Source organism: Limnohabitans sp., assembly GCF_017848645.1.
Taxonomy (GTDB): Bacteria; Pseudomonadota; Gammaproteobacteria; order Burkholderiales; family Burkholderiaceae_C; genus Limnohabitans_A.
In genome coordinates this window covers 43,293-68,625 of the sequence record NZ_JAFEIF010000048.1, presented here as the reverse complement: position 1 = coordinate 68,625, position 25,333 = coordinate 43,293, and the positions used below count along the sequence as shown (strand labels likewise).

22 protein-coding genes are annotated in these 25,333 nt (G+C 61.4%); 11 read left to right on the top strand and 11 right to left on the bottom strand.

Annotated elements, in window-relative coordinates:
* Position 1: 1 nt before the first annotated feature.
* A complete protein-coding gene (gene urtE, locus QZ190_RS11015; protein ID WP_291916147.1) occupies positions 2-706 on the top strand; it encodes an urea ABC transporter ATP-binding subunit UrtE in 705 nt (234 codons plus the stop codon).
* A 190-nt stretch (positions 707-896) separates the two neighbouring features.
* Here urtE and QZ190_RS11010 read toward each other — a convergent pair whose 3' ends face one another.
* Positions 897-1,415, bottom strand: a complete 519-nt coding sequence (locus tag QZ190_RS11010; protein ID WP_228767905.1) for a MarR family winged helix-turn-helix transcriptional regulator — start codon at positions 1,413-1,415, stop codon at positions 897-899.
* 133 nt (positions 1,416-1,548) lie between these two features.
* Here QZ190_RS11010 and badH point away from each other — a divergent pair, with 133 nt between their 5' ends.
* The 10 genes from badH to QZ190_RS10960 are packed head-to-tail and all read left to right on the top strand — an operon-like array spanning position 1,549 to position 11,936.
* A complete protein-coding gene (gene badH / locus QZ190_RS11005) occupies positions 1,549-2,316 on the top strand; it encodes a 2-hydroxycyclohexanecarboxyl-CoA dehydrogenase (RefSeq protein WP_291916142.1) in 768 nt (255 codons plus the stop codon).
* A gap of 30 nt (positions 2,317-2,346) precedes the next feature.
* Positions 2,347-3,129, top strand: a complete 783-nt coding sequence (gene badI, locus QZ190_RS11000; RefSeq protein ID WP_291916139.1) for a 2-ketocyclohexanecarboxyl-CoA hydrolase — start codon at positions 2,347-2,349, stop codon at positions 3,127-3,129.
* Between the two features lie 32 nt (positions 3,130-3,161).
* Positions 3,162-4,319: a cyclohexanecarboxyl-CoA dehydrogenase gene (gene aliB / locus QZ190_RS10995; protein WP_291916136.1), complete on the top strand. Its 1,158-nt coding sequence runs from the start codon at positions 3,162-3,164 to the stop codon at positions 4,317-4,319.
* Between the two features lie 36 nt (positions 4,320-4,355).
* Positions 4,356-6,005 carry a cyclohexanecarboxylate-CoA ligase gene (aliA, locus tag QZ190_RS10990; RefSeq protein WP_291916133.1) on the top strand — a complete coding sequence of 550 codons (1,650 nt, stop codon included), beginning with the start codon at positions 4,356-4,358 and terminating at the stop codon, positions 6,003-6,005.
* A gap of 43 nt (positions 6,006-6,048) precedes the next feature.
* Positions 6,049-7,032 (top strand): tripartite tricarboxylate transporter substrate binding protein, encoded by a 984-nt coding sequence (locus QZ190_RS10985; protein WP_291916131.1) that lies wholly within the window; start codon positions 6,049-6,051, stop codon positions 7,030-7,032.
* Positions 7,033-7,045: 13 nt separating this feature from the next.
* Positions 7,046-7,822, top strand: coding sequence for an enoyl-CoA hydratase (locus QZ190_RS10980; RefSeq protein WP_291916129.1), 777 nt, complete (start codon positions 7,046-7,048; stop codon positions 7,820-7,822).
* 13 nt (positions 7,823-7,835) lie between these two features.
* Positions 7,836-8,996 carry an acyl-CoA dehydrogenase family protein gene (locus QZ190_RS10975; protein WP_291916126.1) on the top strand — a complete coding sequence of 387 codons (1,161 nt, stop codon included), beginning with the start codon at positions 7,836-7,838 and terminating at the stop codon, positions 8,994-8,996.
* Positions 8,997-9,024: 28 nt separating this feature from the next.
* Positions 9,025-10,212: an acyl-CoA dehydrogenase gene (locus tag QZ190_RS10970; RefSeq protein WP_291916122.1), complete on the top strand. Its 1,188-nt coding sequence runs from the start codon at positions 9,025-9,027 to the stop codon at positions 10,210-10,212.
* Positions 10,213-10,230: 18 nt separating this feature from the next.
* The gene (locus QZ190_RS10965; RefSeq protein WP_090138408.1) at positions 10,231-10,986 is read left to right on the top strand and encodes an electron transfer flavoprotein subunit beta/FixA family protein; all 756 of its coding nucleotides are present in this window, start codon (positions 10,231-10,233) and stop codon (positions 10,984-10,986) included.
* A 17-nt stretch (positions 10,987-11,003) separates the two neighbouring features.
* A complete protein-coding gene (locus QZ190_RS10960) occupies positions 11,004-11,936 on the top strand; it encodes an FAD-binding protein (RefSeq protein ID WP_291916120.1) in 933 nt (310 codons plus the stop codon).
* A gap of 76 nt (positions 11,937-12,012) precedes the next feature.
* Here the strand turns inward: QZ190_RS10960 and QZ190_RS10955 are convergent, their stop codons facing one another.
* The 10 genes from QZ190_RS10955 to uraD form a co-directional block, all read right to left on the bottom strand.
* A complete protein-coding gene (locus tag QZ190_RS10955) occupies positions 12,013-13,239 on the bottom strand; it encodes an MgtC/SapB family protein (RefSeq protein WP_291916118.1) in 1,227 nt (408 codons plus the stop codon).
* A gap of 150 nt (positions 13,240-13,389) precedes the next feature.
* Complete coding sequence (locus QZ190_RS10950) at positions 13,390-14,220, bottom strand: urease accessory protein UreD (protein ID WP_291916116.1); 831 nt, start codon at positions 14,218-14,220, stop codon at positions 13,390-13,392.
* Positions 14,221-14,274: 54 nt separating this feature from the next.
* Complete coding sequence (locus QZ190_RS10945) at positions 14,275-15,042, bottom strand: ABC transporter permease (RefSeq protein ID WP_291916114.1); 768 nt, start codon at positions 15,040-15,042, stop codon at positions 14,275-14,277.
* A 13-nt stretch (positions 15,043-15,055) separates the two neighbouring features.
* Complete coding sequence (locus tag QZ190_RS10940) at positions 15,056-15,874, bottom strand: ABC transporter ATP-binding protein (RefSeq protein WP_291916112.1); 819 nt, start codon at positions 15,872-15,874, stop codon at positions 15,056-15,058.
* A gap of 125 nt (positions 15,875-15,999) precedes the next feature.
* The gene (locus QZ190_RS10935; protein ID WP_291916110.1) at positions 16,000-17,034 is read right to left on the bottom strand and encodes an ABC transporter substrate-binding protein; all 1,035 of its coding nucleotides are present in this window, start codon (positions 17,032-17,034) and stop codon (positions 16,000-16,002) included.
* Between the two features lie 182 nt (positions 17,035-17,216).
* Positions 17,217-19,517, bottom strand: a complete 2,301-nt coding sequence (locus tag QZ190_RS10930; protein WP_291916108.1) for an NADP-dependent malic enzyme — start codon at positions 19,515-19,517, stop codon at positions 17,217-17,219.
* A gap of 262 nt (positions 19,518-19,779) precedes the next feature.
* Positions 19,780-21,261, bottom strand: coding sequence for a nucleobase:cation symporter-2 family protein (locus tag QZ190_RS10925; RefSeq protein ID WP_291916106.1), 1,482 nt, complete (start codon positions 21,259-21,261; stop codon positions 19,780-19,782).
* A 199-nt stretch (positions 21,262-21,460) separates the two neighbouring features.
* A complete protein-coding gene (locus QZ190_RS10920; protein ID WP_291916105.1) occupies positions 21,461-22,303 on the bottom strand; it encodes a phytanoyl-CoA dioxygenase family protein in 843 nt (280 codons plus the stop codon).
* Positions 22,304-22,305: 2 nt separating this feature from the next.
* A complete protein-coding gene (locus tag QZ190_RS10915; protein ID WP_291916101.1) occupies positions 22,306-23,559 on the bottom strand; it encodes a M20/M25/M40 family metallo-hydrolase in 1,254 nt (417 codons plus the stop codon).
* Positions 23,556-25,331: a 2-oxo-4-hydroxy-4-carboxy-5-ureidoimidazoline decarboxylase gene (gene uraD / locus QZ190_RS10910; RefSeq protein WP_291916098.1), complete on the bottom strand. Its 1,776-nt coding sequence runs from the start codon at positions 25,329-25,331 to the stop codon at positions 23,556-23,558. The genes QZ190_RS10915 and uraD overlap by 4 nt, the downstream gene beginning before the upstream one ends.
* Between the last annotated feature and the right edge of the window lie 2 nt (positions 25,332-25,333).

Below are 25,333 nucleotides of genomic sequence, written 5' to 3'. Positions count from 1 at the left end.
CATGCTTGAAGTTAAGAATATTCATCAGTACTATGGCGGCTCGCACATCCTGCGTGATGTGAGCTTGAGTGCCCAACAAGGCCAAGTCACGGTGCTGCTGGGGCGTAACGGTGTGGGCAAGACCACGCTGCTCAAATCGCTCATGGGTTTGGTGCCGATCAAAAGTGGCAGCGTGGTTCTGGACGGCAAAGACTTGAGCAGTGCCCAACCTTATGAACGCGCCGCTGCGGGCGTGGGCTATGTGCCGCAAGGGCGCGAAATTTTTGCGCGTCTCACGGTGGAAGACAACCTGCGCATGGGCCTGGCCACACAGCCGGGCGGTACGCCCATCCCGCCCGAGTTGTTTGAGTTGTTCCCGGTCCTCAAACTCATGCTGCACCGCCGAGGCGGTGACTTGTCGGGTGGTCAGCAACAACAACTGGCCATTGCCCGCGCCCTGGCCGCCAAACCACGCTTGCTGATCCTGGACGAGCCCACCGAAGGCATACAGCCGAGCATCATCAAAGACATTGGCCGCGTGATCCGCCAACTGGCCGACGTGGGCCTGCAAGGCCAGCGCATGGCGGTGCTGCTGTGCGAGCAGTACTATGACTTTGCCGAAGAACTGGCTGATCAGTATGTGGTGATGGAGCGGGGCGAGGTGATCGCGCGTGGGCCGGGCTGCGAGATGAAGGACAAGAACATCCAGCAGCTGGTGGCGATTTGAGGAGGCTGATGTTGAAGTGCTGATGGTGTAAGTCAGCTAAGCAGCGGTTGCTGCCACTTGGAAAGAGGTGCAGTCAAAAAGCAGCCAGCCAAAAGCAGTCATCAAAAGCTACTCGCTCAATGTCCGCTTTCTGAACCCAGACTCCCAAATGCCCCCCATGCACAGGAATGTCAAGAAGGTCATTGAATGATCAAAGTTCAGGCACCCCATGGTGACCATCGTCTTCTTCCGATTCAGGAATTTTTTGGTCAATTTTTTCCATGTTGTCCAGTAACTTCAAAAAGTAATGAAGCGTATGGGCCATGTCGCCCATTGAGAAATCCTGCAGAGCCTGCTCGTAGTAGGCCTTGATTTTGGGTTGGGCCAGATCCATCCAGACATGCCGTCCTGACTCTGTCATCACGATCAAACGCGAACGGCGATCACGCCCGTCTGTGCTCATTTCAATGTGGCCATCACGTGTCATCCGGGTGATCAAGCCAGACAGGTTCTGTCGGCTAACCATGAGGTAACGCGCCAATTCGCCCACCCCCATCCCCTGCGCTGCTTCGGGCCGTGACAGTGCTCCCAGCACCGCCCATTGCTGCGTGGTCAGACCTTCATCCTGTACCGCACGGCTACCTGTTTTGTGCAACATGTTGGCACATTGATACAGCTTGAAGAAAATCCTGTTGGCCAGTTCCATACGCGCTTCTTTTGCTTGTGACATAGGGTAAACGATAGGTTATTGAACACGAAAAAGACTTGAAGTGGAATATGTGAAAACCCTAGAATAAGACAACATGTTGACATATGTTTGATATCTAGAAATTTCCAAACCATTTCAAATCACGGAGAAAGACATGAAAGACCTCAAAGGCAAAACAGCGATTGTGACCGGTGGCGGCGGCGGTATTGGTGGGGCCACAAGCCGCCGCTTTGCCGAAGAAGGCGCCCAGGTTGCGGTGTTCGACATGAACCTGGAAGCCGCCCAGAAAGTGGCCGACGGCATCGTGGCCGCTGGTGGCAAGGCCAAGGCTTTTGCTTGCAACATCACCGACCGTGCACAAGTTGACGCCGCGGTGGCGGCCGCTGAGGCTCAGTTGGGGCCCATCGACATTCTGGTCAACAACGCGGGCTGGGACATCTTCAAGCCCTTCACCAAAACCGTGCCCGCCGAGTGGGACAAGCTGATCGCCATCAACCTCACGGGCGCTTTGCACATGCACCACGCCGTGTTGCCTGGCATGGCCGCACGCGGCGCTGGCCGCATCGTCAACATCGCTTCGGACGCGGCCCGTGGCGGCTCGTCTGGTGAAGCCGTTTACGCCGCTTGCAAGGGCGGCCTGGTCGCCCTGTCTAAAACACTGGCACGCGAACACGCCCGCCACAACATCACCGTCAACGTTGTTTGCCCTGGCCCAACCGACACCGCCTTGCTCGCAGGTTTTGCCGAAGGCGCTTCCAACCCCGAAAAACTCATGGACGCTTTCAAGAAGGCCATCCCGCTGGGCCGCCTGGGCCAGCCCGATGACTTAGCCGGTGCCATCGTTTTCCTGAGCAGCGCCGACTCTGCCTTCATCACCGGCCAAGTCCTCAGCGTCTCGGGCGGCCTGACCATGCACGGCTGATCCATCACCCCCATTCAACCGGAGAAACACATGCAATTCGAAGACATCCTGTACGAAAACCGCAACGGCGTGGCCTGGATCACGATCAACCGCCCCGACAAGATGAACGCCTTTCGCGGCACCACCTGCGACGAAATCATCAAGGCCCTGAACAAGGCGGGCTATGACCGCGACATCGGCTGCATCGTGCTGGCCGGCGCCGGTGACCGCGCCTTCTGCACGGGCGGCGATCAGTCGGCCCACGACGGTAACTACGACGGCCGCGGCACCATTGGGCTGCCCATGGAAGAGTTGCACACAGCCATCCGCGACGTGCCCAAGCCCGTGATCGCCCGCGTGCAGGGCTTTGCGATTGGCGGCGGCAACGTGTTGTGCACCATCTGCGACCTGACCATCTGCTCGGACAAGGCCATATTCGGCCAGGTCGGCCCCAAGATGGGCTCGGTCGACCCAGGCTACGGCACCGCCTTTTTGGCACGCGTGGTGGGTGAGAAGAAGGCCCGCGAAATCTGGTATCTCAACAAGCGCTACTCCGGCAAAGAGGCCGTGGACATGGGCCTGGCCAACATTTGCGTGCCACACGAGCAGCTTGACGCCACCGTGCAGGAATGGGCTGAAACCATCTGCGAACGCAGCCCCACCGCGATTGCGATTGCCAAGCGCAGCTTCAACATGGACACCGCCCACCAGTCCGGCATTGCCGGCATGGGCATGTACGCGCTCAAGCTGTACTACGACACGGAAGAGTCACGCGAAGGCGTGAAGGCCTTGCAGGAAAAGCGCAAGCCCGACTTCCGCAAGTACGCCAAATAAGTTCGCCAAGTAAGCACCCCAGAGGAAGCAAGATGAACCCGAACCCCTATATCAACGAAGACCTGCAGGCGCTGGCCGAGAGCGTGCGCCGCTTTGCCGATGAAAAAATCAAACCCGGTTTTCTGGAGCGCGACAAAACGCGCGAGTTTGACCGCGCCTTGCTGCGCGAGATGGGCGATTTGGGCTTCATCTGCCCCGAAGTCCCCGAAGAATTTGGTGGCTTGGGCATGGGCTGTGTGGCCGCAGGCGTGATCCATGAGGAAATCGCCCGCGCCGACCTGAGTTTTTCTTACCTGAACCTGTTGGCATCGCTGAACAGCCAGATCCTCTACAAGTACGGCAAGCCCGAAGTAGTGCGCCCTTGGCTCGACAAGATCCGTGAAGGCCGCGCCATCTGCGCCATCGCCCTGACCGAACCGCGCGGCGGCTCGGATGCAGCCAACCTGCGTTTGCGGGTCGAGCGCGACGGTGACTTTTACGTCATCAATGGCGAAAAAACTTCCATCTCGGCCGCAGACCAGGCCGACATCACGGTGGTTTTTGGCCGCACGGGCAAGCCCGAAGATGGCGCACACGGCGTGACCGCGCTGCTGGTGCCCATGGACACGCCGGGCCTGACCACCAGCCGCTTTGACTGCCATGGTCAGCGCTCGATCGGTCGGGGTTCCATCTTCTTCGAGAACGTGCGTGTGCCTGTGAGCCACCGGCTGGGCGACGAGAACAAGGGCTTTGTGCAGGTCATGCACGGCTTTGACTATTCGCGCTCGCTGATCGGCCTGCAATGCCTGGCTGTGGCGCGTGCGGCGCTCGACGAAGCTTGGGAATACATCACCCAGCGTCAGGCCTTTGGCCAGCCGCTGTCGGCTTTTCAGGGCGTGACCCATCCATTGGCCCAGTACGACACCGAAGTGGAAGGCGCACGCCTGGTCTGCCTGCAAGGCCTGTGGCTCAAGGACCAGGGACTGCCCCATTCTGCCGAGGCTGGCATGGCCAAGTGGTGGGGGCCCAAGCTGGCCTACGACGTGATCCACCAGTGCCTGCTGTGCTTTGGCCATGGCGGCTACGACCGCGGCCTGATGGAGCAACGCCTGCGCGATGTGCTGGGCTTCCAGATCGGTGACGGCACGGCGCAGATCATGAAAACCATCATTGCACGCACCCGTGCGGGCCGCAAAAACGTGCCCGCCTGAAATTTTCAAAACAAAAACCACCCCAAGGAGACAACCATGGAATTTGACGCCGTACTTTTGGCCCCACGCCGTGCCCGCATGATCGCGCAAGGCCTGTGGCACGACCGCACCATCAATGCAGAGCTGGACGCCTGCGTGGCCGCCTGCCCCGACAAGCTGGCGCTCACCGCCTACCGGGTCGAAGCTGGAGATGAAAAGCGTTTCACTTACCGCGAACTCGCCCGCATGGCCGATCGCATCGCGGTGGGTCTGACGCGCCTGGGCGTGCAAAAGAACGATGTGGTGGCCTGCCAGTTGCCCAACTGGTGGCAGTTCACCTTGCTGTACCTGGCTTGCTCGCGCATTGGTGCGGTGATCAACCCGCTGATGCACATCTTCCGTGAGCGCGAACTCAACTTCATGCTCAAGCACGGCGAGGCCAAGGTCATCGTGGCCCCCAAAACCTTCCGGGGTTTTGATTTCGAGCAAATGATCACCGCCATCCAGCCTGGTCTGCCGCATCTGAAACACGTGGTGGTGATCGACGGCCAAGGCACCAACAGTTTTGAAACCCTGCTGAGTGGCCCCGCCTGGGAAAACGAGCCCGATGCTGCAAGCATCCTGAGTGCGCACCGCCCTGGTCCGGATGACATCACTCAGCTCATCTACACCTCGGGCACCACAGGCGAACCTAAAGGCGTGATGCACTCGGCCAACACCGTGATGGCCAACATCATTCCCTATGCCAAGCGCCTGCAGCTGGGTGCCGAAGACGTGGTGTTGATGGCCTCGCCCATGGCCCACCAAACCGGCTTCATGTATGGCTTGATGATGCCCATCATGCTCAAAGCCAGTGCGGTGTTGCAAGACATCTGGGAGCCCAAGAAGGCGGTCGAGGTGATCAACACCGAAAAAGCCAGCTTCACCATGGCCTCCACGCCGTTCTTGACAGACTTGACCCGCGTGGTGACAGAAAATAAAACACCGGTGCCCAGCCTCAAGACTTTCCTGTGTGCTGGCGCCCCGATACCTGGCCCACTGGTGGAGCAAGCTCGCGCTTCACTGGGCACCAAAATCGTGTCGGCCTGGGGCATGAGTGAAAACGGGGCCGTCACACTGATCCGGCTCAATGATCCCGATGAACGCGCCTTCAATACAGATGGTCTACCCCTTCCCGGAGTAGAACTCAAGGTGGTGGAAGCCGACGCCTCGGGTCCTGCACTGCCTGCAGGCACGCAAGGCAAGTTGTATCTGCGTGCCTGCTCCAACTTTGGCGGATACCTCAAGCGACAGCACCTCAACGGCACCGACGCCGAAGGCTGGTTTGACACAGGCGATCTGGCCCGTATCGACGAGCAAGGCTACGTACGCATCACCGGGCGCAGCAAGGACGTGATCATCCGAGGCGGCGAAAACATCCCGGTGGTCGAGATCGAATCGCTTCTCTACAAACACCCTGCAGTGGCCTTGGCAGCTATCGTGGCCTACCCCGACGAACGCCTGGGCGAACGGGCTTGCGCTGTGGTGGTGACCAAGCCTGGCCAAAGCTTTGACATGCCCACCATGGTCGCTTACCTCAAGGAACAAAAGGTCGCCATCCAGTACATCCCAGAGCGGCTGGAAGTTCGCCAGAGCATGCCGTCCACCCCATCCGGAAAGATCCAGAAATTCAAGCTGCGCGAGGATTTGCGCGACGGTGCAGCTTAAGACAAAGCGCTCAACTTTCAACCACCCCATCAGGAGACAAACCATGACATCCACACCACGTTTTCAACTGCGCCGCACCTTGACGGTCGCCGCCCTTTCCCTGCTCGGCTTGGGTGCTAGCGTCAGCAGTCATGCACAGGCCTGGCCCAGCAAGCCCATCCGCATCGTGGTCGGCTTTGCCCCCGGTGGCACGACCGATGCCATGGCGCGACTGGTCGCTCAAAGCTTGACAGAGAGCTTGGGCCAGTCTGTCGTCATTGACAACAAGCCCGGTGCCAGCGGCAACATTGCAGCCGCAGAGGTCGCTCGCGCAACCCCTGATGGTCACACCTTGTTCATCTCACCCACATCGGTAGAAACCGTCAACCCGCACCTGATCAAATCTAACTTGCTGCCCTCCCGCGACCTCACGCCGGTCAGTGGCATTGGAAAATCCCAAATGTATTTGGTGACCAAACCCCAAAGCACCGCCAAAGATGTGCGCGAACTGGTCGCACAGGCCAAGTCCGGAAAATTGGCCTACGCCTCAGCCGGTGCTGGCACGCCCCCCCACCTGGCTTGCGAACTGTTCAAACAGGCCACCGGCACCAACATCCTGCACGTGCCCTACAAAGGCGCCGCACCGGCACTGCAAGACGTTCTGGCAGGTCAAGCCGACATGGTGTGCGACCCGGGCATTGCTTTCCCGCACATCCGCACGGGCAAGGTCAAGTTGCTGGCGGTGGTGAGCGAGAAGCGCTCACCCTTTTTTCCCGATGTGCCCACCGTGGCTGAGCAAGGTTTCAAAGGGGCCAATCTGGACATTTGGTTTGGCATGTGGACACCGAACGGCACCCCCGCCGAGGTCATCGCCCGTTTGAACCGTGAGGTCGCCAAGGCCTTGGCATCGCCCACACTGAAGGCCCGCTACGCCGATCTGGGCGGCGAGAACGTTTCGATGGACACGGCCGAATTCAAGGCGCTGCTGGCCAACGAAGGCAAAGTCCTGGGCGCTTTGATCCGCGACCAGAAAATCACCGTCGAGTAAGCCGGAGCGCGCGATGTCCGAGTCCCCCATCCTGAGCACCCGGCACGGACGTGTCGGTGTCATCACCCTGAACCGTCCCGCCCAGCTCAATGCGCTCAACGATGCCTTGATGGACGCACTGGGCCAGGCGCTGCTGGGTCTGGATGCGGACCCGGACATTGGCGCCATCGTCATCACCGGCAGTGACAAGGCGTTCGCCGCCGGTGCCGACATCGCCGTGATGGCCGACTGGTCCTACATGGACGTTTACCAAAGCGGTTTCATCACCCGCAATTGGGAAACCATCCGTCAGGTGCGCAAGCCGGTGATCGCTGCGGTGGCGGGTTACGCCATGGGCGGTGGCTGCGAGCTGGCCCTGGCCTGCGACATCATCCTGGCAGCCGAGTCGGCCCAGTTTGCCCTGCCCGAAATCAAGCTGGCCATGCTGCCCGGTGCGGGGGGCACACAGCGCTTGCCGCGTGCCATTGGCAAGGCCAAAGCCATGGACATGTGCCTGTCGGCCCGCATGCTGAACGCCGAAGAAGCCGACCGTTATGGCCTGGTCTCGCGCGTGGTGCCCGACGCCGATTTGCAGGCCACCGCGCTGAAGCTCGCTACCCAAATTGCGGGCTACTCGCTGCCTGCGCTGATGGCCATCAAAGAGTCGGTCAACCGCGCCCACGAGGCCAGCCTGACCGAAGGCATTTTGTTCGAGCGCCGTGCGCTGCACGCCCGCTTTGCCAGCGCCGACGCCCATGAAGGCATGCACGCCTTCCTCGACAAACGAAAACCCGTTTTCCAGCACCGTTAACCCCACTTTGACCATGGCCCTCGATACCGAATCCTTTGACCTCCTGCTGCCCACCCTCCAGCGCTTCATCCGCGAGCGCCTGATCCCGGCCGAAAACCACCTCGAAGAGCACGACGACGTGCCACTGGACATCGTCCAAGACATGAAGGACATGGGCCTGTTTGGTCTGACCGTGCCCGAGGAATTTGGCGGCATCGGTCTGTCGGTCAGTCAAGAGGTCCTGGTCAATTACGAGCTCGGCCGCACCGCGCCCGCCTTCCGCTCGGTCTTTGGCACCAACATCGGCATCGGCTCGCAAGGCATCTTGATGGACGGCACGCCCGAGCAAAAAGCCGCCTACCTGCCCCGTGTGGCCAGCGGCGAGCTGATCATGTCCTTCGCACTGACCGAGCCCGATGTCGGCACCGACGCCGCCTCGCTCAAGACCCGCGCCGAACTCGACGGCGACCACTATGTGCTGAGCGGCACCAAGCGCTACATCACCAACGCGCCGCGTGCCGGTGCCTTCACCCTGATGGCGCGCACTGGCGGCCCGGGGGCCAGCGGTGTCTCGGCCTTCATCGTGCCAGCCGACCTGCCAGGCATCAAGCTGGGCAAGCCCGACAAGAAAATGGGCCAGCGCGGAACCAAGACCTGCGACGTGATTTTGGAGAACGTGCGCGTGCCCGCCGCCAACATCATCGGCGGTGTACCTGGCCAGGGGTTCAAGACCGCGATGAAGGTGCTGGATCGCGGGCGCCTGAACATCTCGGCCGTCTCCTGCGGACTTGCCTCGCGCATCCTGGACGAAGCGCGCACCTACGCCCGCGACCGCAAGCAGTTCGGTAAACCGATTGGCGAATTCCAGCTGATACAGGCCATGCTGGCTGACAGCCAAGCCGAGCTGCTGGCGGGTTGGTCGCTGGTCAAGGACGTAGCCGCACGCTTTGACCTCAAGCCGCCGCATGTGTCCGACCCTGAAATTTCGATGCAGGTGTCATGCGCCAAGTTGTTCTCCACCGAGATGGTGGGCCGCGTGGCCGACCGCGGCGTGCAAATCCACGGCGGGGCAGGCTACATCAACGAATACCCAGTCGAGCGCTTTTACCGTGACGCCCGCCTGCTGCGCCTGTACGAAGGCACCACCCAGGTGCAGCAAATCATCATCGGCCGCGAACTGTTGCGCGCGGTCTGACACCTGACCTTTAACCCTGCGAACTCATATGGCCAACCCTAAAAACACCTTCAACTGGGAAGATCCCTTCAACCTCAGCGCCCAGCTCACCGAAGACGAGCGTCAGGTGCAGGAAGCGGCACGCGCCTACTGCCAGGATCGCCTGCTGCCCCGCGTGAAAGACGCTTTTTTGAACGAAACCACCGACGTGGCCATCTTCCGCGAAATGGGCGAGCTGGGTCTTTTGGGTGCCACCATCCCCGAGCAGTACGGCGGCTCGGGCCTGAACTACGTCTGCTATGGCCTGGTGGCGCGCGAAGTTGAGCGCGTGGACAGCGGGTACCGCTCCATGATGAGCGTGCAGTCTTCTTTGGTGATGTTGCCCATCAACGACTTTGGCTCTGAAGCGCAAAAGCAAAAATACCTGCCCAAGTTGGCGCGTGGCGAGTGGATCGGTTGCTTCGGCCTGACCGAACCCAACCACGGCTCGGATCCCGGCAGCATGATCACCCGCGCCAAAAAGGTGGACGGCGGCTACAGCATCAGCGGCGCCAAGATGTGGATCACCAACAGCCCGATCGCCGACGTGTTTGTGGTCTGGGCCAAGGACGATGGCGGCCAAATCCGCGGCTTTATTCTGGAAAAAGGCTGGAAAGGTTTGTCTGCTCCCGCCGTGCACGGCAAAGTGGGCCTGCGTGCCTCGATCACCGGCGAGATCGTCATGGACGAAGTCTTCTGCCCCGAAGAAAACGCCTTCCCTGAGGTGCGTGGATTAAAAGGCCCCTTCACTTGCCTGAACAGCGCCCGTTACGGCATCGCTTGGGGTGCATTGGGCGCCGCCGAAGACTGCTACGCCCGCGCTCGTCAGTACGTGATGGACCGCCAGCAGTTTGGCCGCCCATTGGCTGCCAACCAGCTGATCCAGAAAAAACTGGCCGACATGCTGACCGAAATCAGCTTGGGCCTGCAAGGCTGCTTGCGCCTAGGCCGCATGAAGGACGAAGGCACCGCATCGGTGGACCTGACCTCCATCCTCAAGCGGAACAGCTGCGGCAAGGCCCTGGACATCGCCCGCATGGCGCGCGACATGATGGGCGGCAACGGCATCAGCGCCGAATACGGCGTGGCCCGCCACCTGGTGAACCTGGAAGTGGTCAACACCTACGAAGGCACGCACGACGTGCATGCCCTGATCCTGGGCCGTGCCATCACGGGTATCCCGGCATTCGCTAACTGATTCACACGGAGTCAAGCCATGAAGATTCTTGTTCCCGTCAAGCGGGTGGTGGACTACAACGTCAAGGTTCGTGTCAAGTCCGATGGTTCGGGCGTGGACATTGCCAACGTCAAGATGAGCATGAACCCCTTTGACGAGATCGCCGTCGAAGAAGCCGTGCGCCTGAAAGAAAAAGGTCTGGCAACCGAAGTGATCGCGGTGTCTTGCGGCGTGGCCCAGTGCCAGGAAACCCTGCGCACGGCCATGGCCATTGGTGCCGATCGCGGCATCTTGGTTGAGACCCCCGCTGATTTGGACTTGCAGCCCCTGGCTGTGGCCAAGCTGCTCAAGGCCTTGGTGGACAAAGAGCAACCCGGTCTGATCATCCTGGGCAAACAAGCGATTGACGACGACTGCAACCAGACTGGCCAGATGCTGGCGGCGCTGGCCGATCTGCCCCAAGCCACCTTTGCCTCCAAGGTCGAGATCGTGGATGGCAAGGCCCAAGTGACCCGCGAGATTGACGGAGGCCTGGAAGTGCTCAGCATCAGCCTGCCTGCGGTAGTGACCACCGACCTGCGCCTGAATGAACCACGCTACGTGACCTTGCCCAACATCATGAAGGCCAAGAAAAAGCAGCTCGACACCTTCAAGCCTGAAGACTTGGGCGTCGATGTGGCCCCCCGCATCAAGACCCTCAAAGTGGCCGAGCCTGCCAAGCGCAGCGCTGGCATCAAGGTGCCCGATGTCGCCACGCTGGTGGATAAATTGAAAAACGTGGCCAAGGTCATCTGACCATCCAAGGAAATCTCATGACTTCTCTCGTTATTGCCGAACACGACAACGCCTCCATCAAAGGCGCCACCCTGAACACCGTGACCGCTGCTGCGGCTTGCGGTGGTGATGTGCATGTGCTGGTGGCGGGCCACAACGCCGCCGCTGCTGCGCAAGCCGCCGCCCAAATCGCGGGTGTGACCAAAGTGATCCACGCCGACAGCGAAGCCTTGGCTCATGGCCTGGCCGAAAACGTGGCCGCTCAGGTGCTCGCCATTGCTGCCAACTACAGCCACATCCTGTTCCCCGCCACTGCTGCGGGCAAGAACGTGGCCCCCCGCGTCGCCGCTAAGCTGGACGTCGGTCAAATCAGCGATGTGACGCAAGTGTTCTCTGCCGACACTTTTGAGCGTCCGATCTACGCGGGCAACGCCATGGCCACGGTGCAAAGCCTGGATGCCACCAAAGTCATCACCGTGCGCACCACCGGCTTTGACGCCGCAGCCGCCACGGGTGGCAGCGCCGCTGTTGAAAGCGCAACAGCTCAAGCCGACAGCGGCAAGAGCAGCTTCAAGGGCAGCGAGATCGCCAAGAACGACCGCCCTGAGTTGACCGCCGCCAAGATCATCGTGTCGGGTGGCCGCGCTCTGGGCAGCTCGGAGAAGTTCAATGAAGTCATGACCCCTTTGGCTGACAAGTTGGGTGCAGCGATTGGTGCCAGCCGCGCAGCGGTGGACGCAGGCTACGCCGCCAACGACCTGCAGGTCGGCCAGACCGGCAAGATCGTCGCGCCTCAGTTGTACATCGCAGCAGGCATTTCGGGCGCGATCCAGCACTTGGCGGGCATGAAGGATTCCAAGGTGATCGTGGCGATCAACAAGGACCCTGAAGCACCCATCTTCAGCGTGGCCGACTTTGGCCTCGAAGCCGATTTGTTTGCGGCTGTGCCTGAACTCGTACAGCAGGTCTAAACCACTACGAAAGCGGTCATTGGCTACATAACAGCCTTTCGCAGACCCTCATCCCTCGCAAGCCTGCTGGTTCAATTCAGACAAACCACATCACGCCCACCGCGCCGCCCGCCACCATGACCCCGAATCCAATTCCTACGGTCAGGCCGTAGCGAATCCCGCCGCTGGCCATCGCCAAGGCAGTTTTGGCCACTGCGCTGGAGGCCAGAACGGCCACCAGTGCCCAGTGCGCCCACTCAGGCGCCATGCCGCCTGACTGAATCAGTTGCGCAATGCTGGCGGCGGCAGCATGCACTTCCACCCAAGCGACGCACAAGGCAGCCACAAATACGCCCACATCGCCGAAAACGTTTTGCAGCCAAGCGGCGAGCAAGGACATCAAGGCAATGATGCTGGCCATGCCCACGGCATGGGTGAGCTTGAAGGCACGCCCTGTGGGGGTCTTGGCACCATCCCCTTCGATGGGACGCAAGGCGAGCAACATCACCAGCAGCAAGCCCAAGCCTGCCAAGACCAGTGGCCAGCGCATGGCCAACAGCAGGGGCGGTGAGGCAGCCCCCAGCACCCCGGCAAACAACGCCAGCGACGCCAGATTGGCCAACAGGGCACAAGCCGCTGCGGGCAGTGCATCGCTTTGCCCTGACCGCACGCGCTGCCCCGTGCTGACGACCACAGCGGTGGAGGACACAAAACCCGAAAAGAATGCCGCCAGTGGCATGCCCCAACGACTACCCAACGCCCGCTGCGCGACGTGGCCCAGCATGCCGATCGCCATGACCAGTAACACGATGCGCCACAGCGTGGTGGCTTGCAACACACCCCAGGGGTCCATCGCTTGGTCCGACAGCAGCGGCATGACCACCAGTGCTGCAGCAGCCAGGATCAGGGCGTCTTGCAACTCTTGATCCGTGATCAAAACACGGCTGATGCGCTGCGAAGCTTGCTTGGCATGCAGCAGTGCGGCAGCCAGCACGCCCAGAGCGGCAGACAAGCTCGGGTTTTGTTGCGCCAGCGCCGACAACATCAGTGTCGCCAGCAAAGCCACCTCACCCGTCTGGCCAGGATCGCTTCGGGCTGTGGCCTGATAACCCCCGATCACCAGCGCGCCGATCACCAAGACGGTGGCCACAAATGGCCAAGTGCCCAAACTCCAGCTCACATAGCCCAGCATTGCCACCAGCGCGTGCGTCCGCGTGCCAGCTTTGGACACATGGGGCTCGTGCCGGCGCTCGCGCACCACACCGATCAGCAAGCCCACCCCCAGGGCGGTCAGCAATCCGATCCAATGCGCGGCGGAGTTCATGACAAAACAAACATCATCCGCATCTGACCATGAGGCTCAGCGCCCAACTGTGATCCAGATCACTCTCTGATGGATCCAGGTCTTGGTTCTCGATCCTTTGGCATGCTGAATGTTGGATGCCATGGCGCTTGGGTGAAAGAATCTCTGGCTTCACATGCTCCACAACCGAGGAACCGTGCCTGCCAAGCCCCACATCTCATGCCGCCACGCCGCCCACACTTGCCTGAGCAGCTGCATCGCAGGCTCGGTCACAGGCGCGAGCACCCGCAGCACAATGACCTGTGAGTGCGGTGATGTGGCCCCGGCTGTCAGGCGCAGCCCTGAGGCTTCGAGCAGTTCGCGTGCGCAGCGCAAGGCCCGGTCTGAGCGTTCTTGCGTGATGGTGCTGCCCGCTGCAAACACCAGCGTGGCCATGCAGCGCTGGCCTGCCAAGCCCAGCGGGCTGTTCATCAATTGGGTGTCGGTGGCATTGATCGTGCCGCGCTCCAGCCACACGCCGGGGATCTCCAAATGTTGACGAAAGGTCCCTTGCGCAAAAGGCATGTCGGCCGCAGGCAGGCCCAGCGCGGTGATGTCCCAGGTCATCATTTCGGCCTCGGGTGCCAGGTCAAACACGGCGCGGTTGAGCGCATCGCATTGGTTGTAGGCAATAGCTTCCAAAGGGAGCCATTCCAAACGAGCGCCAGACTCGACACGCGCATGCACTTGCTGTGTGGCCAAGCCTGCTTCGGACCGGTAAAAGCGTGTGGCACCCGGTGTGGTGACCAGACCGTGCGCCCCTTCGCCCACGGTGACGTGCATGTCGAGGGTGTCGCCACCCACCAGGCCGCTGGGCGGGTGCACCAGCACGTTGTGGCACACCGCATCGCCTTCGGGGTAGAGGCTTTGCAAGATGCGCAGCGGGCCTTGGTGCAGGTAGCGGGCCACGCTGCGCTCGGCTTCGAGCGTGTAGTCCAAATCGAGTCGGGCCAACCAAGTCATCTGATGCACTCCCTTGGTTGGGCCGACTGCGTCACGCGCAAAACAGTGTCCGCTTTACTCGCCTTGCGAGCCGCGGTGTGCCCAGCCTGTGGTGCGCTTTTCGATGGCGCTGAACAGTTCGTACATGGCCATGGCCATCGCACCCACCACCACCAAGCCAGAAAACGCCAGGCCCATTTGCATGGCCGAGCCGGCCGAAATCAGCAGGTAGCCAATGCCTTCGTTCGAAGCGGTCATCTCGGACACGGTGGTGCCCACAAAGGCCAGCGTGATCGCGACTTTGAGCGAGCCATAGAAGTAAGGCATGGAGCGGGGCAGGCCGACTTTGACCAGCACGTCCCAGCGCTTGGCGCCCAGCACACGCAGCACGTCTTCGAGCTCAGGCTCCAGCGTGGCCAAGCCCGTGGCGATGTTCACCATGATGGGGAAGAAGCTGATCAGGAAAGCCGTGAGGATGGCGGGGCCGATGCCGATGCCGAACCACACCACCAAGATGGGCACAAAGGCCGCTTTGGGCAGGGCGTTGAAGGCGGTCATGAGCGGGTACACGGCGGCATAAGCCAGGCGTGAGCTGCCGATGATGAAGCCCAGCAGCACGCCCACCACGATGGCGATGCCAAAGCCCACCATGGTCACCCAATAGGTGCGCCAGGCGTGGCCCGCGATCACGTCGCGGTATTCGATGGTTTGCTGCGCAATGCGCGAAGGGCTGGGGAAAACGAATTCCGACACGTTGAAGGCGCGGCACAGACCTTCCCAGATCAGCAAAGTCAGCACCAGCAAGATCCAGGGGGACCAGCTTTCGAGGGATTTCTTGTTCATGTGGGGCTCCCGCTCATTGGTTGATGGCTGTACCGGTCTTGCGCATGGCACCGATGTGGCCGCGCAGCTCGTGCACGATGTTGGTGAATTCGGGTGTGTAGGTGATCTCCAGATCGCGTGGGCGCGGCAGGTCGATCTCGCGTTTCACCACAAAACGGCCGGGGCACTTGCTCATCACATACACCGTGTCGGCCAAAAACACCGACTCGCGCAGGTCGTGGGTGACCAAAATCACGTTGAACTTTTGCTCGGTCCACAGGTCGCGCAAGATGCACCAGAGTTCTTCACGCGTGAAGGCATCGAGCGCACCAAAGGGCTCGTCGAGCAGCAGCATTTTGGGCTCATGGATCAAGGCACGGCAGATGCTGGCGCGTTGCTGCATGCCGCCTGACAGTTGCCAGGGGAATTTGTCTTCGTAGCCACCCAAGCCCACGGTGTTGAGCAGCTTGCGGGCGCGTTCTGCGTACTCTTCGCGTTTTTGCTTGAAGTTGGAGCGGTAGGGTTCCACGATTTCGAGCGGCAGCAGCACGTTGTCCAAAGTGGTGCGCCACGGCAAAAGTGACGAGGCCTGAAACGCCATGCCGCTGATCTTGAGCGGACCGGTCACCGGTTGGCCGTCGACCAGGATGCGGCCTTTGCTGGGCATCTTCAGACCCGTGGTCAGCTTCATGAAGGTGGACTTGCCGCAGCCCGATGGTCCAACGATGGCGATGAACTCGCCTTGCTTGACCTGCAGGTTGATGTCTTCCACCGCAAAGTGGTTTTGCGCCAGCAACTCGTCGTTGTAGGCCAGCCAGACATTCTGGAAATCAACGAATGATTCTTGGGTCATGGTGAGAGCTCGAAAATGGTGTTCGAAAGTGTATACACGCTACGCCCTGTAAAAGCCCACCGACCCGTGCAGGGTGGCGGTGGGCACGGAGCGCCGGGGCGGCATGCCCCGAAGCTGGCGCTGGTTTACTTCTTGCCTTTGGGCAAGATGTCCAGCTCTTTGGCCGTGGGCAAGAACGAGCCGTTCCAGATCTCTTCGGACTTGACGCGGGTCTTGGTGTTGAAGGCGTCCGACACTTGCGAAGCCATCAGTGTCATGCGTGGGCCATTGATCTGGCCAAAGCCTTCAGCGCGGGCCGATGGGCTGTTGATCACGGTGTCGATGGCCAGTTGCAGGCGGCGGGTTTCGAGCGCCACGTTGATGATGCCGTCGCGGGCCTTGACCGATTCAATGGCTTTGGCGGGGTCGGCCATCACGTCCTTGGCACCCTTGGTGAAGGCAGCCAGGAAGGCTTTCACAGCGGCTGGGTTTTCTTTCAGGATCTTGGGCGAGGCGATGATCGCGTTGCCATAGAGCTTGACGCCGAAATCGGGGTACTGCATGACCACCACGTCTTCGGCTTTCACGCCACGTGCTTCGATGTTGAGCAGCGAGGTGAAGGTGAAGCCGGTGATGGCGTCCACGTCACCGCGCACCAGCATGGTCTCGCGCAGCGGTGGGTCCATCGCGGTCCAGGCCACGTTGCCAATGCTGTTGGCTTTCTGGAAGATGGGAAAAGCACGGCGACCGGCGTCAAACACGGGTGCGCCCAGCTTTTTGCCAGCCAGGTCGGCGGGGGTCTTGATGCCGGACTTCTTCAAAGCCATCACCGAGGCGGGTGTGTTGTTGTAGACCATCATGATGGCCACAGGCTTGTTGGGGGCGTCGGGGTTGTTGGCGTGGAATTCCATCAGGGCGGCCAAATCGGCAAAGCCCAGGTCGTAGGTGCCCGAAGCCACGCGGGTGACCGCGCCACCGGAGCCGTTGCCCGAGTCCACCGTCACGTCCAGTTTGGCGTCCTTGAAATAGCCTTTGGCCGCAGGCAACAAAAAGAAAGCCGATGGGCCTTCAAAGCGCCAGTCGAGCTGGAACTTGAGGGGGGTGCTTTGGGCTTGCGCCAGGCCAAAAGAGGCGACTGCTGCCAGTGCGGCCGTGGCCTTGAGTAAGAAACGCTTGTTCATGAGGGGCTCCAGGGACTGATAAACGGTGAATCTTGTCTAGCAAAATCGGTGCCATTATCCGGGAAGTACCTGACGGTGTATGTCAGGTCCATCCCCTATAAAACCCCTGTTTTGGTGCCCATTTCGGCTGAAATGGGCACCAAATTGGGGCTTTTTGCAGTGCTGGGCCCGTTTTTAGCGGCTCAGCTGCGCACGCCGGCTGCGGCCAGTGCGGTCATGTTGAGCACCCGGCGCACGGTGGCTGCAGGCGTCAGGATGTGCGCCGTGCCGGCCGCGCCCATCAGGATCGGGCCCACCGTGACACCGCCGCTGGTGGTGGTCTTCATCACGTTGTACAAAATGTTGGCCGCGTCCAGGTTGGGGCAGACCAGCAAATTGGCCGAGCCGCTCAGGGTGCTGTCTTCCAAGTACACGTTGCGGATTTCGGGCTGCAAGGCCGCGTCGCCGTGCAGCTCGCCATCGCACTCGATGTCGGGGTGCTGCGCCACAAACAGGTCACGCGCCAGGCGCATCTTGCGCGCCGATGCGCGTTTGGACGAGCCGTAACTCGAATGCGAGAGGAAAGCCACCTTGGGCACGATGCCAAAGCGCTGGATCTCCTTGACCGCCATGGCCGCGATCTCGGCCAGCTGCTCGGCGCTGGGGTCTTCATTCACATAGGTGTCGGTGATGAACAGGGGTCCCAAGTCACTCACGAGCGCATTCACGGCGGCGTAGTTGGTCACGCCCGCACTTTTGCCCAAAATGCTGTCGATGCGCTCGAGGTGCGTCATGTAGCTGCCCGTCAGGCCGCAAATCAGGGCGTCGGCATCGCCCAAGGACACCATCAGCGAGCCGATGATGGTGTTGGAGCGGCGCACCGCTGCCTTGGCCACCGCGGGTGTGGCGCCGTTGCGCTTCATCAAGTGGTGGTAATGCTCCCAGTACTGGCGAAAGCGCTCATCGTCTTCCGGGTTGACGTTGTCCACATCCACCCCCAAGCGCATGCGCAGCCCAGCTTTTTCGATGCGGGCAGCAATCACGGCGGGGCGGCCGATCAGGATCGGGTGCGCCAACTTGTCGTCGATGGCCATTTGGGCGGCACGCAGGGCGCGTTCGTCTTCGCCGTCGGCATAGGCCACGCGCTTGGAGGCGTTGGGCACGGCCTTGGCGGCGTTGAAGATCGGGCGCATCAGGATGCCCGTTTGCGTCACAAAGCTTTGCAGCTGCTGGCGGTAGGCATCCATGTCGGTGATGGGGCGCGTGGCCACACCCGACTCTGCAGCGGCCTGGGCCACGGCCGGGGCGATGCGCAAAATCAGGCGTGAGTCAAAAGGCGTGGGGATCAGGTAGTCACGCCCAAAAGACAGTTCTTTGCCCGCGTAGGCGCTGGCCACTTCTTCGCTGATGTCGGCTTTGGCCAAGTCGGCAATCTGGCGCACGCAGGCCAGCTTCATGGCTTCGGTGATCTTGGTCGCGCCGCAGTCCAGGGCCCCCCGGAAGATGTAGGGGAAACACAGCACGTTGTTGACCTGGTTCGGGTAGTCCGAGCGGCCGGTGGCGATGATGCAGTCCGGGCGGGCGGCTTTGGCCAGCTCGGGGCGGATTTCAGGCTCGGGGTTGGCCAGAGCCAGGATCACCGGGTCGCGGGCCATGGTTTTGAGCATGTCCACCGTCATCACGCCGGGGGCCGAGCAGCCCAGGAACACGTCCGCGCCGTTGACCGCATCGGCCAGCGTGCGGGCGTCGGTCTTTTGGGCGTAGCGCGCTTTGGATTCGTCGTAGCCACCGGGGCGGCCTTCGTAGATCACGCCCTTGGAGTCGCAGACAAAAATGTTCTCGATCTTGACGCCCAGGCCCACCATCACGTCCAAGCAGGCGATGGACGCAGCGCCTGCGCCCGACACAGCCAGCTTGATGCTGCCGATGTCCTTGCCCACCAGCTCCAGGCCGTTGAGCATGGCGGCCGAGGCGATGATGGCGGTGCCGTGCTGGTCGTCATGAAAGACCGGGATGTTCATGCGCTCGCGCAGCTTCTTCTCAATATAGAAGCACTCGGGCGCCTTGATGTCTTCGAGGTTGATGCCGCCCAGCGTGGGCTCCATGGCGGCGATGATGTCCACCAGCTTGTCCGGGTCACGCTCGGCCAGCTCAATGTCGAACACGTCGATGCCCGCGAACTTCTTGAACAAGCAGCCCTTGCCCTCCATCACCGGCTTGGCCGCCAGAGGGCCAATGTCGCCCAGGCCCAACACGGCCGTGCCGTTGGTGATCACCGCCACCAAGTTGCCACGCGAGGTGTACTCGGCCGCTTTGGACGGGTCGGCCTCGATGTCAAGGCACGGATAAGCCACGCCGGGCGAATAGGCCAGCGACAGGTCGCGCTGGTTGGACAGGGGCTTGGTCGGGTTGACCGAGACCTTGCCGCGTGTGGGAAAGCGGTGGTAGTCGCGCGCAGCGTCGCGCAAGGCTTCTTCGGCGGGGGAGAGTTGTTTTTGGCTCATTGTTCTTGTCTCGGTAGATCAAATGAAAAGAGGGTTGCCGTGAAAGCGTAACCTATTTGAGCGCGGTTTCAGGCTGTGGATTACCTGCATAAAAAGCAAAAAGCCAAGCACCGGGCTTGGCTTTTGGGGACAAATGTCTGTCATGCCCGGCATGACCGGGTATCCATCTGCACCGAAGGCATGGACCCCCGATCAAGTCGGGGGTGACAATTGCGCGTCATACCCGGCTTGACCGGGTATCCATGTCTTCAGGCGATCGTCTTCAATGCGAGTCGGCGTGTTTGGCCGCTTCGATGGCCTCGCTGCTGTCGCCCTTGGAGCCGTTGAAGTACAGGTTCAACAACACAGCGCTGATGGAGGCCAGCAAGATGCCCGACTCGATCAGCGGGTGGATGCTGTGCGGCATCCACTGCAGGTAGCGTGGCGCGATCAGCGGGATCATGCCAAAGCCGATCGAAATCGCCACGATGAACAGGTTGTTGCGGTTGCCCTTGTAGTCCACGGTGGACAGAATCCGGATGCCGGTGGCGGCCACCATGCCGAACATCACCAAGCCCGCACCGCCGAGCACAAAGGTGGGCAGCGACTCGACCAAGGCCGCCATCTTGGGCAACAGCCCCAGCACGATCAGGATCACGCCGCCTGCGACGCAGACAAAGCGGCTTTTCACGCCCGTCACGCCCACCAGACCCACGTTTTGCGAGAAGCTGGTGTAGGGGAAGGTGTTGAAAATACCGCCGATCAGCGTGCCCAGACCGTCGGTGCGCAGACCAGCCGTCAGCATTTTCTGATCGACTTTTTTGCCGGTCAGATCGCCCAAGGCGAGGAACATGCCGGTCGACTCGATCATCACCACGATCATCACCAGGGTCATGGTCAGGATCAGGATCGGATCAAAGACGGGCGTGGCGATTTCGAAGGGCAGCACCAGGTCAAACCAGCCAGCTTTGCCGACTTTGTCGAACGTCATGAGCCCAGCGGCTGTAGCCACCACGCCACCGATCACGATGCCCAGCAGCACCGAAATGTTGGCCACAAAGCCACGGGCGTACTTGGCAATCAGCAAGATGGACACCAACACGATGGCGGCAATGCCGATGTGCGACAGCTGCGCGTACTTGGGGTTGGGCACCGAGCCGACGATGTTCATGCCGGCAGGCACCGGGGGCACTGCACCCGTGCTGGCCGCTTGTTTAGCGGCATCGAGCCAGGCCAGGTGTTCCGGGTTAGGGATGCTGGGCGCTGTGGGGCCGAAGGGGTTGCCAAAAATCCAGTTGATGCCCACACGCATCAAGCTGATGCCGATGACGGCAATGATGGTGCCGGTCACGACTGGCGGGAAAAACCGCAGCATGCGGCTCACGATGGGCGCAATCAAGATGGAGATCACCCCCGCGCCAATGATGGCGCCAAAGATCAGCCCCGCGCCTTGCACGCCCGGGTTGTTGTTGGCCATGGCCACCATCGGGGCGACAGAGGCAAACGTCACGCCCATCATCACGGGCAGCTTGATGCCAAACCACTGTGTGGCGCCCAGCGATTGGATCAGCGTGACCAAACCGCAGCAAAACAGGTCGGCCGAGATCAGCATCGCCACTTGTTCAGGGCTGAGCTTGAGGGCGCGGCCCACGATCAGGGGCACGGCCACCGCGCCGGCATACATCACCAGCACATGTTGCAGGCCCAAAGCGGCGAGCTTGCCATTGGGCAAATGCTCGTCCACGGGGTGGATGGTTGAACTCATGGAGGGGTCTCCTGAAAAGTAAACAGAGGGGAAGACAGCAAAGCCGCTATAAGTGTGCTTCTTTGTGTTCCAAACTGTATACAAAATAGAATGCGATGTGGATGCGTGAAAACCCTGTGTATTCAAGGTCAATCAGCCCCGGACGCAAAAAACCGCCTGAACCCCGAAAGGCGGCGGTTTTCAGTGCACGCACGTCAACTCAAACCGACATCAAGGGAAACAGCGCATGGTCCATCGGCACCCCAGTGGGCAGTTCCTGGTCGAGCCCAGGGAAGGGCGGCGAGGTCACCCAAGGCCGTGGGGCGTGGGTCATGTCGTCGCCCAAAAAACGCACCGAGTACACGCGCCTGCGCTGCGTGCCGTCCACCCCGGCCGATGCGTGCAGGCTGAGCATGTGAAAACAGACCAAATCGCCCGGCTGCAAGTCCCAGCCCAAGATGGGGAAGTTTTGGCGGTGGTTGTCGATGTCGGGCAATTCAGCCAACGAGCCTTCGGGGAACCATTTGGCCTGGTTCGTCATGAAGGTGCGTGGCATGAGCCAGGGACCCCGGTGGGAGCCCGCGACAAACTCCAGCGTGGACGGGCGGGACACCGGGTCCACCGGAATCCAGAAACTGATGTTTTGCAGACCGTCCACGTTGTAATAAGGCTGGTCCTGGTGCCAAGGCGTGCGCTGGCGCGTGCCGGGCTCCTTGACCAGCAGGTGGTCGTGGTACAGGCGCACCGTCTGGCTTTGCATCAGGCGCTGCGCCAGGGCGGCCAGGGGGGTGTCGAAGATGAAACGCTTGTACTGCGGGATGTCCTGCCAGTTGCAAAAGTCTTCAAAAAAGCGCCCCGGGTCGTCCGGCCTGCTGGCCACCATGCCGCGTGGGCTGGGGTGGGCCAGGTTGGCCTCGATGCCGTCCCGCAGCAGGGCCACTTCTTCGGACGTGAACAAGTTGCGGATGCACACCGCACCATCGCGCTGGTAGTCGGCCACGTCCTGGTCGGTGGTGCAGGCCTGCACACGCTGGCGCAGGGTGTCAAGCTGCGGCGCGCTCATGTTTAGGCCAGCAAATCCAGCAAGGTGCGTGCAATCACCTTGGTCGCCCGGCGCAGGTCTTCCAGCTCCACATGCTCATCGGCACGTTTGGCGTTGGACTCGAGCACGGTGCGCGGCCCTGCGCCGTAGATCACGCCGGGGATGCCGCGCTCCACGTACAGGCGCACGTCGGTGTAGAGCGGTGTGCCCAAGGCAGGGATGGCTTCGCCGAAGACTTGTTCGCCGTGTCTTTGGATCGCATCGACCAGTGGTTGGTTGCCCGCCAGCGGCTTCATGGCGTTGGCCAGCAGCATGCGGCGCACATCCACTTTCAGCGCATGGCCACCGCGTGGGGGCTTGAAGCTGGCAGCGGCATCGGCAATGGTTTGGCGGATGCTGGCTTCCACTTCGGCCGGGTTCTCTTCGGGGATCATGCGGCGGTCGAGCTTGAAGCTGACTTTGCCGGGCACCACGTTGGTGTTGGTGCCGCCTTCGATCAGGCCCACGTTCAGATAGGGGTGGCTGATGCCTTCAACCTGGGACGTGACTTGGAGGTATTGCGTGTTGAGGGCGAGCAGGGCGTTCAGTATGTGCACAGCGCCTTGCAGCGCGTCGGTGCCGCTGTCAGGGATGGCAGCGTGCGACATCTCGCCTTGCACGGTGACTTCCATTTGCAGGCAGCCGTTGTGTGCGGTGACGACCTGGTAGCTGAAGCCAGCGGCGATCATCAAATCAGGCTTGGTCAGACCCTTGGCCAGCAACCAGCCAGGGCCCATTTCGCCGCCAAACTCTTCGTCGTAGGTGAAGTGCAGTTCCACACCGCCTTTGAGGGGGGCCTTGAGTGATTCGAGTGCGCGCGTGGCAAAGGTGAAGGTGGAAAAATCGCACTTGCTCACGGCGGTGGCGCGGCCGTACATGGCACCCCCATGGATCTCGCCGCCGTAGGGCGGGTGTGTCCAGCCTTCGCCTGGAGGGACTACGTCGCCGTGGGCGTTCAGGGCAATGGTTTTGCCTTCGCCATATTTGCGGCGCACGATCAGGTTGGTGACCGACTCCAGGCCGTAGGCTTTGACTTCGGAAGCAGGCACAGGGTGCTTTTCTGCGTCAAAGCCCATGGGCGCGAGCAGCTCGGCTGTGCGCTCGGCGTGTGGTGCGTTGTTGCCGGGTGGGGTGTCGGTGGGCACCTGCACCAGAGCCTGCAAAAACTTGACCTGTTCGTCAAAGTGCGCGTCGATCCAAGTGTCGAGTTGTTGGTATTGCATTTCGGTAGCGCTCATGACAATTCCTGAGAGAGTTGGTTCAAAACATGGGTGAATGCGTCGACACACAGTTGCATGTCGTCGCTGGTGGTCGATTCGCGTGGGTTGTGGCTGATGCCCCCGTTTTCGCCGCGCACAAAGAGCATGGCTTGTGGCATGACTTCGTGCAGCTTCATCGCGTCGTGGCCTGCGCCGCTGGGTAGTTTGAACAGCGGCACACCTAAAGCGCTCACGGCGCGTTCCCAAAGGGCTTGCCATTCGGGGGCGCTGGGTGCGGCGTTGGCGCTCATGGTCAGCTCGGCTTTGACGCGCACGCCACGGCGCTCGGCAATTTGGTCGAGTTGCGCCATCACATCCGCCACCAGCGCGTCACGCTGTGCATCGGTGGGCGCACGCATGTCCAGGCTGAACAGGCAGCGCCCGGGCACCACGTTGATGGAGCCGTTGGGCACTTGCAGCTGGCCAATCGTCGCCACGCTGTCGCCGTCTTGGCCGGCGCGTTGCTCCATGTACAGCGCCAGTTCGGCCACGGCGCAGGCCGCGTCGCGGCGGCGGTCCATGGGGGTGGTGCCCGCGTGGCTGGCCGTGCCCATGACTTCGCACAGGTAGCGCACGCTGCCGTTGATGGAGGTGACCACGCCCAGCGGGATGTTCACTTCGTTGAGTACCGGGCCTTGCTCGATGTGGACTTCGATAAAGCCCAAATACTGCGCCGGATCGCGCTGGATTTTGGGGATGTCGTCGATGTTCAAACCCGCGTTCTGCATGGCTGCGCGCATGGTGATGCCGTCGGCGTCTTGCTGGTCCAGCCAGGCGGGGTTGAACTGGCCAATGAGCGCGCCCGAGCCCAAGAAGGTGGCTTTGTAACGCTGGCCTTCTTCTTCGGCAAAGGCCACGACCTCGATGCCGAAGGGTAGGCGCTTGCCCTGCTGGTGCAGCTGCTGCACGCAGGCCATGGGCACAAAAATGCCCAAGCGGCCGTCGTACTTGCCGCCGTTGCGCACGGTGTCGTAGTGGCTGCCCGTCATCAGGTATTTGGCACCCGCAGTGGCGGGGTGGTAGCGGCCCACCACGTTGCCCACCGCGTCGGTGTAGACCTCGTCAAAACCGCAGTCGCGCATGTTTTGTGTGATGCGTTGGGCGCAAGCGCGATGCGCGTCGGTCAAATAAGTGACGGTGAGTTGACCCAGTTCGGCAAAACCAGGGTCGGAATGTTGCGCGAGTTGTTCTTGCCAGTCCCAGACCTGGTGGCCCAGCGTGGGCTCTGCGCCAAATTTGTCGTTCAGGCGGATCTCGACGATCCGGTGGATGTGGCGCAGGCACTCGGCCAACTCCATGTCGGGGTGGCCGAACAGGCGGCGCTCAAAGGCGTCGATGATCTTTTTTTTGTTCAAACCCACGCCACGCGGGCCGCGCACCGCCAGGATGAAGGGCCAGCCGAACTTGGCGTTGTAGTCGGCGTTGAGCTTTTGGATCTTGGCGAACTCTTCGGGCGTGCAGTCGGTCAGGCCCGCCTTGGTTTGTTCGTTGGTGGACTCGGCCGTGAGCGACTTGCTCACCATGGCCTTGCCTGCCAATTCGGGGTGGGCGCGGATCAGGCCCAGCTGCGCGTCGCGCCCAGCGTGGGCCAGCACTTCGCACATGGCATGCTTGAGGTGGGCCAGCGAGGTGAAAGGGCGTTGCGCTAGCGCTTGCTCGGCGATCCAGGGAGAGTGCTCGTACAGGCCGTCGAGCATCTGCGCCGCCTCTGCTGCGGATGCGTGGTTAAGTTGGTCGAGGGTCAGGGCCATGT

Coding starts and splice junctions, on each gene's coding strand:
- urtE (WP_291916147.1), top strand. CDS start 2: ATGCTTGAAGTTAAGAATATTCATCAGTACTATGGCGGCTCGCACATC.
- QZ190_RS11010 (WP_228767905.1), bottom strand. CDS start 1,415: ATGTCACAAGCAAAAGAAGCGCGTATGGAACTGGCCAACAGGATTTTC.
- badH (WP_291916142.1), top strand. CDS start 1,549: ATGAAAGACCTCAAAGGCAAAACAGCGATTGTGACCGGTGGCGGCGGC.
- badI (WP_291916139.1), top strand. CDS start 2,347: ATGCAATTCGAAGACATCCTGTACGAAAACCGCAACGGCGTGGCCTGG.
- aliB (WP_291916136.1), top strand. CDS start 3,162: ATGAACCCGAACCCCTATATCAACGAAGACCTGCAGGCGCTGGCCGAG.
- aliA (WP_291916133.1), top strand. CDS start 4,356: ATGGAATTTGACGCCGTACTTTTGGCCCCACGCCGTGCCCGCATGATC.
- QZ190_RS10985 (WP_291916131.1), top strand. CDS start 6,049: ATGACATCCACACCACGTTTTCAACTGCGCCGCACCTTGACGGTCGCC.
- QZ190_RS10980 (WP_291916129.1), top strand. CDS start 7,046: ATGTCCGAGTCCCCCATCCTGAGCACCCGGCACGGACGTGTCGGTGTC.
- QZ190_RS10975 (WP_291916126.1), top strand. CDS start 7,836: ATGGCCCTCGATACCGAATCCTTTGACCTCCTGCTGCCCACCCTCCAG.
- QZ190_RS10970 (WP_291916122.1), top strand. CDS start 9,025: ATGGCCAACCCTAAAAACACCTTCAACTGGGAAGATCCCTTCAACCTC.
- QZ190_RS10965 (WP_090138408.1), top strand. CDS start 10,231: ATGAAGATTCTTGTTCCCGTCAAGCGGGTGGTGGACTACAACGTCAAG.
- QZ190_RS10960 (WP_291916120.1), top strand. CDS start 11,004: ATGACTTCTCTCGTTATTGCCGAACACGACAACGCCTCCATCAAAGGC.
- QZ190_RS10955 (WP_291916118.1), bottom strand. CDS start 13,239: ATGAACTCCGCCGCGCATTGGATCGGATTGCTGACCGCCCTGGGGGTG.
- QZ190_RS10950 (WP_291916116.1), bottom strand. CDS start 14,220: ATGACTTGGTTGGCCCGACTCGATTTGGACTACACGCTCGAAGCCGAG.
- QZ190_RS10945 (WP_291916114.1), bottom strand. CDS start 15,042: ATGAACAAGAAATCCCTCGAAAGCTGGTCCCCCTGGATCTTGCTGGTG.
- QZ190_RS10940 (WP_291916112.1), bottom strand. CDS start 15,874: ATGACCCAAGAATCATTCGTTGATTTCCAGAATGTCTGGCTGGCCTAC.
- QZ190_RS10935 (WP_291916110.1), bottom strand. CDS start 17,034: ATGAACAAGCGTTTCTTACTCAAGGCCACGGCCGCACTGGCAGCAGTC.
- QZ190_RS10930 (WP_291916108.1), bottom strand. CDS start 19,517: ATGAGCCAAAAACAACTCTCCCCCGCCGAAGAAGCCTTGCGCGACGCT.
- QZ190_RS10925 (WP_291916106.1), bottom strand. CDS start 21,261: ATGAGTTCAACCATCCACCCCGTGGACGAGCATTTGCCCAATGGCAAG.
- QZ190_RS10920 (WP_291916105.1), bottom strand. CDS start 22,303: ATGAGCGCGCCGCAGCTTGACACCCTGCGCCAGCGTGTGCAGGCCTGC.
- QZ190_RS10915 (WP_291916101.1), bottom strand. CDS start 23,559: ATGAGCGCTACCGAAATGCAATACCAACAACTCGACACTTGGATCGAC.
- uraD (WP_291916098.1), bottom strand. CDS start 25,331: ATGGCCCTGACCCTCGACCAACTTAACCACGCATCCGCAGCAGAGGCG.